Annotated in this window: 11 protein-coding genes; 2 read left to right on the forward strand and 9 right to left on the reverse strand. The window is 65.1% G+C overall.

From position 1 onward, the window contains the following. The 7 genes from AC1D1G_RS33000 to AC1D1G_RS33030 all read right to left on the reverse strand — a co-directional run. Positions 1-1,190, reverse strand: a 1,190-nt coding sequence (locus AC1D1G_RS33000; RefSeq protein ID WP_477955376.1) for a long-chain fatty acid--CoA ligase, incomplete at its 3' end; no start/stop codon positions are given. A gap of 2 nt (positions 1,191-1,192) precedes the next feature. Next, the gene (locus AC1D1G_RS33005; RefSeq protein ID WP_283351964.1) at positions 1,193-1,972 is read right to left on the reverse strand and encodes an SDR family oxidoreductase; all 780 of its coding nucleotides are present in this window, start codon (positions 1,970-1,972) and stop codon (positions 1,193-1,195) included. Between the two features lie 65 nt (positions 1,973-2,037). Continuing rightward, entirely contained in the window at positions 2,038-2,814 is a 777-nt protein-coding gene (locus AC1D1G_RS33010) for an SDR family NAD(P)-dependent oxidoreductase (protein WP_283351963.1), read from the reverse strand. Positions 2,815-2,928: 114 nt separating this feature from the next. Further along, positions 2,929-3,267: a carboxymuconolactone decarboxylase family protein gene (locus tag AC1D1G_RS33015; protein ID WP_005242288.1), complete on the reverse strand. Its 339-nt coding sequence runs from the start codon at positions 3,265-3,267 to the stop codon at positions 2,929-2,931. A gap of 32 nt (positions 3,268-3,299) precedes the next feature. Continuing rightward, positions 3,300-4,130: an aspartate/glutamate racemase family protein gene (locus tag AC1D1G_RS33020; RefSeq protein ID WP_025432700.1), complete on the reverse strand. Its 831-nt coding sequence runs from the start codon at positions 4,128-4,130 to the stop codon at positions 3,300-3,302. Then, a complete protein-coding gene (locus AC1D1G_RS33025; protein ID WP_477955377.1) occupies positions 4,127-5,350 on the reverse strand; it encodes an acetyl-CoA C-acetyltransferase in 1,224 nt (407 codons plus the stop codon). Before AC1D1G_RS33025 ends, AC1D1G_RS33020 begins: the two co-directional genes overlap by 4 nt. A 3-nt stretch (positions 5,351-5,353) precedes the next feature. After that, positions 5,354-6,097, reverse strand: coding sequence for an SDR family NAD(P)-dependent oxidoreductase (locus AC1D1G_RS33030; RefSeq protein ID WP_418342046.1), 744 nt, complete (start codon positions 6,095-6,097; stop codon positions 5,354-5,356). A gap of 104 nt (positions 6,098-6,201) precedes the next feature. Between AC1D1G_RS33030 and AC1D1G_RS33035 the strand changes: the two genes are divergently transcribed. Next, positions 6,202-7,392, forward strand: coding sequence for an acyl-CoA dehydrogenase family protein (locus tag AC1D1G_RS33035; protein WP_005242296.1), 1,191 nt, complete (start codon positions 6,202-6,204; stop codon positions 7,390-7,392). 612 nt (positions 7,393-8,004) lie between these two features. On the opposite strand, the gene AC1D1G_RS33040 is transcribed toward AC1D1G_RS33035, so the two are convergent. Both AC1D1G_RS33040 and AC1D1G_RS33045 read right to left on the reverse strand, forming a co-directional pair. Further along, entirely contained in the window at positions 8,005-8,160 is a 156-nt protein-coding gene (locus AC1D1G_RS33040) for a hypothetical protein (RefSeq protein ID WP_418342047.1), read from the reverse strand. 148 nt (positions 8,161-8,308) lie between these two features. Next, entirely contained in the window at positions 8,309-9,712 is a 1,404-nt protein-coding gene (locus tag AC1D1G_RS33045) for an MFS transporter (protein WP_418342048.1), read from the reverse strand. Positions 9,713-11,491: 1,779 nt separating this feature from the next. Here AC1D1G_RS33045 and AC1D1G_RS33050 point away from each other — a divergent pair. After that, the coding region (locus tag AC1D1G_RS33050; RefSeq protein ID WP_477955380.1) for an ATP-binding cassette domain-containing protein at positions 11,492-11,838 on the forward strand (347 nt) is incomplete at its 3' end.

An 11,838-nucleotide genomic window follows, 5' to 3' on the forward strand; every position in this document is an offset into this window, starting at 1 on the left:
GTCCGCCACCAGCCGTCCGGCAGGGTCCGATCGGCATGCTCCACCTCGCCGCCCAGCAGGGTCGGTGCCACGCTCGCGGTGCGGATCACCAGCTCGCCGTCGACCCCCGGCTCCGGCCGGTCCTGGACGGCACCGTCGGCGTACACGGAGAACTCGACGCCCGGCACCGGCCGGCCGATCGAGGACCACAGCGATCGGTCGCGCATCTCGGCACGGGTGAGCAGCGTGGTCGACGCCGGGGCCTCCGTCTGCCCCCAGCAGTTGATCATCGCATCGGTGTACTCGGTGAGCACCTCGAGCGCAGGCAGCGCGGCGGGCTCACCGGCGAGCATCAGGCAGCCCAGCGACGAGGTGCGAAGCCGTTCGAGGCCCGTGATCTCGGAAAGCCGCCGCAACATCGTGGGCACCGCGAACATCCAGGTGATTCCGCGATCGACGATCACGTCGAGCATCTGCTCAGGATCGAACCTGGTCATCACCACGTTGGTGCCGCCGCACAGCAGCGTCGGCAACACACTCCAACCGCCGGCGTATACCAGCGGCGCCACCTGCAGGGTGCGCGGCGATGCGCTGGGCGCACTGGTGCTCATCACCCAGGTGTTGCCGAGGATCGCCGCGCGAGCCCCGCGATGCGTGATCGGGATGCCCTTGGGCTTTCCTGTCGAGCCCGAGCTGAAGCGGATGTGATAGAGGTCGTCGGGCCCGGTGGCCGCCTGCACCGGCCCGGATGCCCCACCGGCGACCAGTTGGTCGAAGGAGGTCCACCCGTCTCGTGCGCCGATGACCACCTTGTGCACCGCGGAGCCTGCGAGCACGCCGTCGAGCACCTCGGCCGAGGACGGATCCGCAACGACCAGCCCGACGTCGGCGAGGTCCACGCACCGCCGCAGCTCGTTCGGGGCGAAACGATTGTTCAGCGGCACCTTGACCAGGCCCGCCTTGAGCAGGGCGAACTCCAGGACTACATACTCGATGTGGTTCTCGGAGACCCATGCCACCCGCCCGCCGGGCCGCAGGCCGAGACCGATGAAGGCGTTCGCGAGCCGGTTGGAGGCGGCGACTAGCTGCTCGATCGTGAGCGACCGCTGACCGGTCGCCTCCTCCACCGCGATCTCGTGGCCGGGTCGTCGCTGGACCTGGCTCATCAACTGCACCACGGTCTGAGCGACGGCCGACGATTGTGCGCTCATATTCAGTTCTGCCCGAATCCGATTGGCATGGTGGCCACCGACAGGCCACCGTCGACCACGATGGTCTGGCCATTGATCGCAACACTCTCCGGCGAGCACAGGAAGGCCATCACTTCGGCCACCTCTGACGGGGTCGCGTAGGCGCCCGAGGGGGTCTGGGTCAGCCAGTTCTTCGCGTAGTCGTCCCAGGAATCGCCGGCGTACAGCCGGAACGAATCGGTATCGATCGGGCCGGGGCACACTCCCACCGCGGTCACGCCGTCACCGGCGAGCTCCACGGCCAGGTTCCGGACAATGGACTCCATGCCCGCCTTGGCCGCGCCGAGCAGGCCGTGCAGCGGCAGCGCCCGGAAGCTGTCCCAGCCGCTCACCGCGAGCACCCGGCCCCCGTTCCGCATGTGCGGCAGCGAGATACGGACCAGATCCAGGAATCCCTGGATGGTGATGCCCATGGTCTTCTCGATGTGGTGCGCGCGGATGTCCATCAACGGTTTGAACGCGCTGGCTGCGGCGTTGGCCACTACCACGTCCAGGCGGCCGAACCGCTCGACGGCGGCGTCCACCAACTGCTGTACCGATTCGGTGTCGGAGATGTCGGCCTTGAGCGCCAACGCGGTGCCGCCGACCGCCTCGATCTCGGCGACGGTCTTCTGCGCCGACTCGTCGTCGCGACGGTAGTTGACCACGACGTTCGCGCCCTTCGCACCCAGCTTCAGGGCGAGCTGCTGGCCCATTCCGCGGGATCCGCCGGTGATCAGGACGGTCTTGCCTCGCATGTCCATGGATGCCTCTCGGTGTTGTTGTGACGAGCGCGGGTGATGCGCTTGATCGAAGGTATGGGCCGGCTCTACGAGCCCATGGTCAACCCACCGCCGACGCACAGCGTCTGGCCGGTGATGTAGCTGGCGCCGTCGCCGGCGAGGTAGGCGATCGCGTCCGCGATCTCGGACGGCTCGCCCAGGCGGCGCATCGGAACGCCCCGCAGGATGCTGTTCAGCACGGCGTCGCCGTCGCCCTGGGCATCGTCGCCGCCGGCGATGCCCTGCTCCACCAGCAGCGGCGTCGAAGTGATGCCGGGCGCGACGGCGTTGACCCGGATTCCGTAGCGGGCCCACTCGCGGGCCAGCGACTTCACCAGGCCGATCACCGCGGCCTTGGCCGCGGAGTACACCGCCTCCCCGGAGGTGCCGACGGTACCGGCCTCGGACGAGGTCAGCACGATGCTGCCGCCGCGCTCTCGCATGGCCCGCGCCGCGGCGGCCGAGAGGTAGATCGCCGACATCAGATTGACGTCGATGATCCGCTGCCAGTACTCGGGCGTCTCGTCGAGGAACTTGGTGATCGCGGTCCAACCGACGGTCGAGATCACGGTGTCGAGATGCCCGACCCGCACCACCGCCGCGGCGACCAGCCGGTCGCAGTCCTCGTGCCGGGTGGCATTCCAGGACTCGCCCAGGTCAACGATGTTCTCGTGCTCGTCGGAAAGCGCCGCCACCGCATCGGCATTCAGATCCGCGGCGACCACGCACACACCCGAGCCCGCCAACTCCAGCGCGGTGGCACGTCCGATGCCGGAACCGGCGCCGACCACCAAAGCAGTACGGGTCTCGTTGTTCTCTGCCATGAAAATGTCTCTCCTCGTCATATGGGCGGCTACGGGTTGCGGCGCGCCGGTCTCACACCCGCGGACGGTGCACACACTGCCAAATATTGAACAAGTCTAATGTCTAACAATTGCTCAACGGAGCTCGTCGTGCGCCCAGCTCAGGGCCTCCACCACCGGCACCAGGCCAAGGCTGGTGCCCAGCATCAGGATCACCGCCTGCTCGATCGCCTCGACGGGCACGCCCGCGTCCCGCGCGCGGTTGCAGTGCACGCGGAAGCCGCCCTCGTTGCGGGTCACGGCGAAACCGACCAACAGGCTGAGCTCACGCTGCCCGGGTTCCAGCGGCCCGTGGGCGTCCTGGGCCACGCGCAGCGCGCGGAACGCGTCCGCGGCGGCAGAGGAAGTCTCCCGCAGCCGATCCAGATTGGAGATGAAGCTCTCATGCTTGCTCAGGGGGTATTCGGGTTTCATTGGTGTTCTCGTCCCTTACCTCGAAATAGGGGTCAGTTGCTGGTGTCGCCTGCGGCGAGCCGCGCCAGGGCCGGCACGTGGTAGCCCTCCGCGTATTCCGCGCCGGCCTGTCGGATGGAGGCCTCGGGGGCACGGGCGTACAGCCGACGACGGCTCACGAACGAGCCGGACTGGCGGTGCACTCGCACCGCCGCCTCGACCGCTGCGACCAGGGAGACGGTGCCGTCCAGCAGCGGGGCACCGTCGACCTCGCGGATGTTCACCGCGTTCAGGAACGCGGTCAACCGCCCGCCGGCGGGAATCACCACTTCGGCACCCTTGTCCAACGAGGCGCGGGCGGCGGCGGTGAACGAGTCGATCGCCTTCTGCCGGCCGTCCGGATCGGAGAAGCAGGCATCCAGCTCATGCGGCGTCAGCCCCATGCACTCGATGCTCGCCAGCCGCTCACGCAGACCGTACTTGGCCACGTTCTCCTCGAACCGGCCGCCGAAGTAGGGGTTCACGCCGACCAGGGAGAACTGGCTGCCCATCATGCAGGAGGTGAGCATCGAGGTCTCCCCCAGCCCGAGGACCGGGATGTCGACCATGGACCGCGCCTCGCGCAGCGCAGGGTCGAGGATGTTGCCGATCGCAATCGCGTCGAAGCCGTCCTGTTGGGCCTCGATCGCGGAGTCCATGATGGACACCCAGTCGAGGACCTCGAAGAATCGGAAGCTGTCAATCCGCCCCACCCGGGTGCCGCGCAGCTCGACCTGGGTGCCTGGCGATTTCACCTGGTCGATGTACGACCTCAGGTAGGGGAAGTAGTTCGGCGAGTACTCCTCGCGGGACATGCTGAGGTAGAGGATCTTCATCTGTTTCATCCCACTCGTTCGAAGATTGCGGCGAGGCCCTGGCCTCCACCGATGCACATGGTTTCCAGCCCGTACCGCGCACCGCGGCGGTCCATCTCGCGGAGCAGGTTCGCCAGGATCCGGCCCCCGGTCGCGCCGATCGGGTGGCCGAGGGAGATGCCCGAACCGTTCACGTTGACCCGGTCCAGGTCCGCGTCGGTCAGCCCCCAACCCCGGAAACAGCCGAGGACCTGCGCGGCGAAGGCCTCGTTCAGCTCGATCAGGTCCATGTCCGACCAGGACAGCGAGGCCCGCGCCAGCGCGCGCTCTGCCGCCGGGACCGGACCGATCCCCATACGGTTCGGCTCCACGCCCGCGAGTGACCAGCTGACGAGGCGGGCGAACGGCTTCAGGCCCAGCTGCTCGGCCTTCGCCCGCGTCGTCACGATCGCCACGGCGGCGGCGTCATTCTGCCCGCTCGAGTTGCCGGCGGTCACCGTAGCCCCCGGGAGCGTGGCGGCCATCATCGGCTCGAGCCGCGCCAGCGACTCGACGGTGGTGTCCGGGCGGGGGTGCTCGTCCCGCGTCACCACCAGCGGATCACCCTTGCGCTGCGGCACCGAGACCGGAATCGTCTCATCATCGAACAACCCCGCCGCCATGGCGGCACCCGCCCGTTGCTGCGATCGCGCAGCCCAGGCGTCCTGCTGCTCGCGCGTAATGCCGTACTCGCGTCCGACGTTCTCCGCGGTCTCGATCATCCCGCCCTCGACCGGATACCGCGAGCCGCCCGAGTTCCGGCGCGGGGCCGCGAGGCGGTCCAGCAGCTTCGGCTGCCCACCGGCGTTCCAGCGACCGTTCGGGATGTAGTACTCGGCCTGACTCATGCTCTCGGCCCCTCCCGCCAGGACCAGGTCCGAACCACCGGTGGCGACCTGCATGCAGGCGTACAGCACGGCCTGCAGACCCGAACCGCAACGGCGGTCGATCTGCAGCCCCGGCACCGTGACATCGAGGCCGGCGTCCAGCGCCGCGATCCGTCCGATGGCCGCGGCCTCACCGTTGGCGTAGCCCTGACCGAAGATGACGTCGTCGACATCCGCACCGGCCAGGCCGGTGCGCTCGGCCAGCCCGGAGATCACCGTCGAGGCCAGGGTGGTGACCGGCACGTCCTTGAAGATCCCCCCGTACCGACCGACGGGAGTGCGGACCGGTTCGCAGATGACTGCTTCTACCGTGGTGTTCGTCATCGCCTAGACGCTCGACTCTCCGCCGTCGACGGCGATGGTCTGGCCGGTGAGGAAGTCCGGCGCGTTCAGTGCCAGGTAGGTGACGACGTTCGCCAGTTCCTCCGGTGTACCCATCCGGTATGCGGGGATTCCACGCAGCACCTTCTTGTACGCCGCCTCGTCCGCCCGCATCTCCGCGTTGATATCCGTGGCGATGTAGCCAGGCGCCACCGCATTCATCTGGGCACCGAAGCGGGCCCACTCGGCCGCGACCGAGCGGGTGAAGTTGATGACCGCTCCCTTCGACGCGCAGTACGCCGAGAAGCCGGGGCGGCCGACCAGGCCGAACACCGAGGCGATGTTGATCGCGCGACCGGCACCCGCATCCCGGAACCGTCGCCCGGCCTCACGGCTGCTGAGGAAAAGGCCACGGACGTTGGTGTTGAAGATCCGATCCCATTCCGCCTCGTCCAGGTCGACCATGTTGGTCTGGGTGGCGATTCCGGCGTTGTTGACCAGCACGTCGAGCTTCCCGAAGGCCTTCTCGGTGTCATCGAAGAGGCCCGCGATGGACTCGGGATCCATGACATCGGTGGGACGGACCAGCGCGGTCCCCCCATCTGCCTCGATCGCGTCCCGCACACTCTCGAGCGCGGACACGGTGCGGCCCGACAGGACGACCTTCGCACCTTCCTTGGCGAGCGAGCGCGCGACGCACTCCCCGATGCCGCGCCCGGCCCCTGTGACGACTACCACTGCATTAGACATGTATGTAATATGTCTGACAGCTAGCTTTCAGTCAAGCTGTCATCACAGACTTATCCAGTCACGCTGTCATCACAGACTTATCGCAGAGGAGTTCGATCGACATCATGAGACGTCTCGTGCGCACCGAGGGCCTGACCGCCGAGCAGGACGAGATCCTGGCCGTTGTCCGGCAATTCGTGGACAAGAAGATCATCCCGGTCGCCACCGAACTCGAACACGCCGACGAGTACCCGACGGAGATCGTCGAGGGCCTCAAGGAGCTCGGCATCTTCGGCCTGATGATTCCCGAGGAGTATGGCGGTCTCGGGGAGTCGCTGCTCACCTACGCCCTGGTGGTCGAGGAGATCGCCCGCGGCTGGATGAGCGTGTCCGGCGTGATCAACACACACTTCATCGTGGCCCACATGCTCAACCAGCACGGCACGGAGGAGCAGAAGCTCGAGTACCTGCCGCGCATGGCCACCGGCGAGGTGCGCGGCGCCTTCTCGATGTCGGAGCCCGGGCTCGGCTCGGACGTCTCGGCCATCACCACCAAGGCCACCAGGACCGCCGACGGCTACGAGATCACCGGCCAGAAGATGTGGCTGACCAACGGCGGATCCTCCACCCTGGTGGCAGTGCTCTGCAAGACCGACGAGGGCTCCGAGTCGGTCTACAAGAACATGACCACCTTCCTTGTGGAAAAGGAGTCCGGCTTCGGCGAGACGGCCCAGGGGGTCACCATCCCCGGCAAGATCGACAAGATGGGCTACAAGGGCATCGACACCACGGAGATGATCCTCGACAACCACCGGATCTCCGCCGACCAGGTCCTCGGGGGCACCCCCGGCAACGGCTTCTACCAGATGATGGACGGCGTCGAGGTCGGGCGCGTCAACGTGGGCGCCCGGGCCGTCGGCATCGCGAATCGCGCATTCGAGCTCGGCATCCGGTACGCGCAGCAGCGCGAGACGTTCGGAAAGCCGATCGCGCAGCATCAGGCGATCCTGTTCCGGATCGCGGAGATGGCCACCAAAGTGGAGACCGCGCACTCCATGGTGGTCCGTGCCGCCCGGCTCAAGGACGCCGGCGAGCGCATGGACGTCGAGGCGGGAATGGCGAAGATGATCGCCAGCGAGTACTGCAACGAGGTCGTTCAGGACTCGTTCCGCATCCACGGCGGCTACGGCTACTCCAAGGAGTACGAGATCGAGCGACTGTACCGCGAAGCGGCGTTCATGCTGATCGGCGAGGGCACCTCGGACATCCAGAAGATGATCATCGGCCGATCCCTGCTCAAGGACTATCGAATCTAGACCGACGTACGGCGCGCAGAAACGACAGAAAACAGGAAGCCGGCTTGAATCATCAAGCCGGCTTCACTGGTCGCTTCTACCAGGCGTAGCCCTCGGGCGCTGTCCGATACCCCGGGAATATCGTATCGAGACGTGATGACGGCATCGAGACTCAATTCAAGCGCCGCCGCAGCGTCGTCGAGATCGTGTTCGGTACGCGGCCCCACGAAGGGTGCCCGTGATCCCGGGCGCACCAGCACCCACGCGAGAGCCATCCGCGCCGGCGGGACCCCTACACAACAGTTTCATACTCCTTCAGCTACCTCCGGCACCCGCGAGCTGCTCCTACGTGAATCGGGCCACTGGACTTCGCAGCCGATTACACCCCGATGCAGCGGGCCCATGCCAGAATTCCGATGAGCACGCTGCGTCGTTGCCGGAGCGCGATCTGGCCAATGCGGTGGCCAGGTGTGTTTTGCCGACGCCCACGCGCCGAGGACCAGCCTGCAGTGGCCGGCGTCGGCGAAGCGCAACGAGACCAGATCCGACAACGCCCGTCGTAGTGCAGGTCGTCGAGTGCGTTTCAGGTGTCGATCCGCATGTTCGAATTCAACCCGGCCTTCGCCGAACGTATTAGTGCCGAACGCGATTCGCGGCGTGACACTTCGTCGGCCCAAACAGTTCCAGGAAGGCGAGGTGGCTGAGCTGGTGCTGTCGGGCCAGCGCCAGTCGCTGCGGCAGGATGTCCTTCGGTGAGCGGAGTTTGAGGGCTTTGAGATCGCGATCCATCAAATTTCTTTTCCACATTCGATCATCGAGCACCCCTCGACGGGTTTGATACCAGTGCTCCGGCCGCCATCGTGACGACCGGAGCCCGCCGTCCATGTTCGACGGCGGGCTCCTGGTCGTCACCTGCGAGGTTGTCGCTTCGTATCCGTTATGTGGCGGCTAATCGACGGTGCCGGCGCCGCTCGTACTCGTCACGCGGCACCTCCGGTGCATCCTTCCGACCCAGGTCGTCCATATGCACCCGGTAGGTCTCCCGCGTGAAGTAGGCGGCGATGGCTGCGACTACGCCGATACCGAAAACGACCGACCCGACGATCACCGGCACATTCGCGCCGGGGGGAGCGATGACGGCGAACACGGTCGGCATGATCGCTGTGGCCATGCCTGCGAGGTTTTGCGGGATTGCGAATCCGGTGACACGGGACCGGGTCGGGAACTGTTCCTGGAAGGAGCTCGGGAAGACTCCTTGGAACCCCTGAAAGGCCACACCGTATGCGAGGAGTCCGAACACGAACATAAGAACGACGTTATGAACACTGATGAAGTACAGATAGCCGAAACACAGGGCCGTAGAGCTGAGCATGCCGAAGATCAGACACGGCCGCCTGCCGATCTTGTCAGACAGGGCACCGGCCGCTGGGACGAGCAGCGCGGCCACCGCATTGCCAATCAGCGAGAGCCAGAGGAGGTTCGCCGGAGTGAACCCATTGCCATAAGCCTTGTTCGTCGCGAAGGTTGCGCCGAACACCAACATAACTACAGGAATGATGGTAAGCAGCATCATGATGAACACGCGCACCATGTCGGCGCCGTTGCTGCGAACGGCCTCCACAATAGGTGAGGGCGGCGTGTTGTCACCATCCCGCTCCTCGAGGAATGCCGGCGTCTCGTTCACCCTGCGTCGAATAATAAGACCAATGAGGACCACGACCGCACTCAGCAGGAACGGGATCCGCCAACCCCATGAGTGGAAGGCTTCATCCGGAAGCCACGTGGCCATCGGCAAGAATGCCGCCGCCGCGAGAATCTGGCCGACCGCGACGCCCTGCATCGTGAAGCTCGTGTAGTAGCCGCGCCTTCCGAATGGCGCGTGCTCCATGATCATCGCGCTCGCCCCGGAGATCTCCCCACCGACGGCGAAGCCTTGAACCAAGCGCAAGACGACCAAGAGGGCCGGAGCCCAGACGCCGATGGAATGGTAGGACGGAATCAGCCCGACACAGAACGTTGCAACTCCGATGATGAGCATGCAGAGAACGAGGACATTCTTCCGTCCATGCTTATCGCCCCAGTGACCGAGAACGAATCCACCTATCGGCCGCGCCACATAGCCGACGCCGTATGTGGCGAAGGACGCAACGATCGCAACCGTCGGATCCGCCCCCGGGAAGAAGAGCGTGGGAAACACCAGCGCGGCGGCTTGTGCGTAGATAAAGAAGTCGTAGTACTCGAGCACCGAGCCGACCCACCCGCTCGCGGCGGCCTTCTTCGGCGTCTTCGCATGCCCTGCCGGTTCGCCTGAGCCGAGCGGCTCAACGATCTCATCACTCAATGGACTCTCTCCTAGCAACGGCAACTCCGAGGCATGACGCTCGAAATCGACTGTGAGCTCTACCACTGTCAAGTTAGACCATCGTTGACACTGATGCAATAGTCAGCCGATTAACTGTCTGACTTATAGAGAGGACTTCTATCTGACAGTAACGATCGGCGATCTCCACGATTCAGCCGAAGCGCCAAGGGCACTGCGGGCCGGGCGCGCTCGCAGTCCGGCCACCGGGGATTCGTTCTGCGCACCCGTCGCKGCGGTTACGCCGTGCGAATCAACCAGGGCGTCTGGCTCACTGTCCGCGTGAGCGTGACATCGGGCACCCGGCCTTCCAGCACCCCGGCCAGCCACGGCATCGGTTCGAGGGCAACATCCACTACGCGGRTTGTTCGAACCRAGCACGGTGGGGCATCGGCAGGCGAGGCACCCCGCGTAGATTCCGGATGATCGGGCGACGCAGCCAGCCGAGCAGGGTCGGCTGCATGAGGACATGACCCGATCGAAATCGACCCGCACGTCCCATCCATCCCCGGCGCGGGTGACCGGCAACCGAACGCGGGCACACTGCGAGCCCCGCGCCTCGATACGAATCGTGGGGCGTGCCGCCGTGGCAGCGCGTCGACTGCGACCAGTTGAGGGCGAGGTGATGTCGACCGGAGTCTTCACGAGCACTGGTTTCACCCCGACCCGGGTGTGGACATTGCGCGCCTCGATGCAGACATGTTCTGCGCGGTCAGACGGACCCGGTCGGCTTGGCCGACAGTCGATCCGGTTCGAACTGAGCATCGATCGAGGACAAAATGAAAGCCACCGGGGCGCTCCCCGTGGTAGCTCGAATCCGTCATGGCCTCCCGGACCGGTTCTTCGCCGACACCACCTCCGCGCTCTCCGTCGGCACGAAGAAGTCGGATGCCGAGGCTGTAGCTTTGGGTGCCTCACGCGCTCCCGGCACGGTTGAGCAAATAGGTCTGCGGAGGTAATCGTTTGATGGGATTGCCTCGGCCCTGAACGCCCCGTACAGTTATTGCACTGCAACACAATCCGATCGTCTCCGTGAGACGATGCGCTCCAGCTGGGATACGCGTCACCTGACCGAGGTCGAGAAGATTACGCTCGATGGGACGGTGCCCTCTTCCACCAGCCGCGAACCGCCGGGTTCCCGCGACACACTACTGGGAGGCCAAGGGCTTCGTACTGGTAGGCGTGACGAAGTCCCTCCAGATTTCAGAGCATCCACTCAAGATCGACGAATCGGCATGGCCGCAATGCCAATTAGTCGACGCTGGAGTGTTGCTGCATCGCAGCTAGCGGGCAGCCGGGGCTACATGCGGCGCGACTTCAGTGTTTGAACCGGCAGCCTTACAAGATAGGGACTCGTGTCCGCGGCCCGAATCGGCAAGCGAACCTCCGGCAAACTATCTTCTCGATCGAACTAGAGGCGCTCCTCGCCTGCGAACAGATGGTAGAGAACGTCACCCACCATGTGCGAGAACGACTCGCGCTCGTCGATGAGCTCTCGGGCGTCACGGCTCACCGACCCACCAGCCACAACCACGGATAATTGACAGCTAGTAACTTCCAAACATTTAGGTATGTTTTTTACTTTCCTTCACATATTTCAACTTTATGAAAAAGACTGCTCTTGCACTGTCTGTCAATTACGTGATTGACTGAGTGTCGTACATCACTCTGAAGGGATGCGTCATGCCATCAGCCCTCGTTGAAGCAACGCGAGAGACCAAAGAGACTTCGAGATCGACGCGGGCACCCGCGTTGGTGTCCGTGCACGGTCTGACAAAGTCATTCGGACGCCCAGGCAACGAGATTCACGTCCTCCGCAACGTCGACCTCGAGGTGGCCGATGGCGAACTGCTCGTACTCCTCGGCCCCAGCGGCTGCGGAAAGACCACCCTGCTGCGCTCACTTGTGGGACTCGAGCGCCCCGATTCAGGCCGCATCCACATTGGCGGCTCCTGCGTACTCGACACTGCGCGTGGCGTGTTCGTGCAGCCGAATCGCCGCGACGTCGGCATGGTCTTTCAGAACTACGCCCTATGGCCCCACATGAAGGTTCGCAAGAACGTCGCCTACCCGCTTCAGTCGCGAGGCCATAGCGCAGCACTCAAGGG

The organism is Rhodococcus sp. P3_B8 (genome assembly GCF_056402775.1).

Coding starts and splice junctions, on each gene's coding strand:
- AC1D1G_RS33015 (WP_005242288.1), bottom strand. CDS start 3,267: ATGAAACCCGAATACCCCCTGAGCAAGCATGAGAGCTTCATCTCCAAT.
- AC1D1G_RS33020 (WP_025432700.1), bottom strand. CDS start 4,130: ATGAAACAGATGAAGATCCTCTACCTCAGCATGTCCCGCGAGGAGTAC.
- AC1D1G_RS33030 (WP_418342046.1), bottom strand. CDS start 6,097: ATGTCTAATGCAGTGGTAGTCGTCACAGGGGCCGGGCGCGGCATCGGG.
- AC1D1G_RS33040 (WP_418342047.1), bottom strand. CDS start 8,160: ATGGATCGCGATCTCAAAGCCCTCAAACTCCGCTCACCGAAGGACATC.
- AC1D1G_RS33025 (WP_477955377.1), bottom strand. CDS start 5,350: ATGACGAACACCACGGTAGAAGCAGTCATCTGCGAACCGGTCCGCACT.
- AC1D1G_RS33005 (WP_283351964.1), bottom strand. CDS start 1,972: ATGGACATGCGAGGCAAGACCGTCCTGATCACCGGCGGATCCCGCGGA.
- AC1D1G_RS33010 (WP_283351963.1), bottom strand. CDS start 2,814: ATGGCAGAGAACAACGAGACCCGTACTGCTTTGGTGGTCGGCGCCGGT.
- AC1D1G_RS33035 (WP_005242296.1), top strand. CDS start 6,202: ATGAGACGTCTCGTGCGCACCGAGGGCCTGACCGCCGAGCAGGACGAG.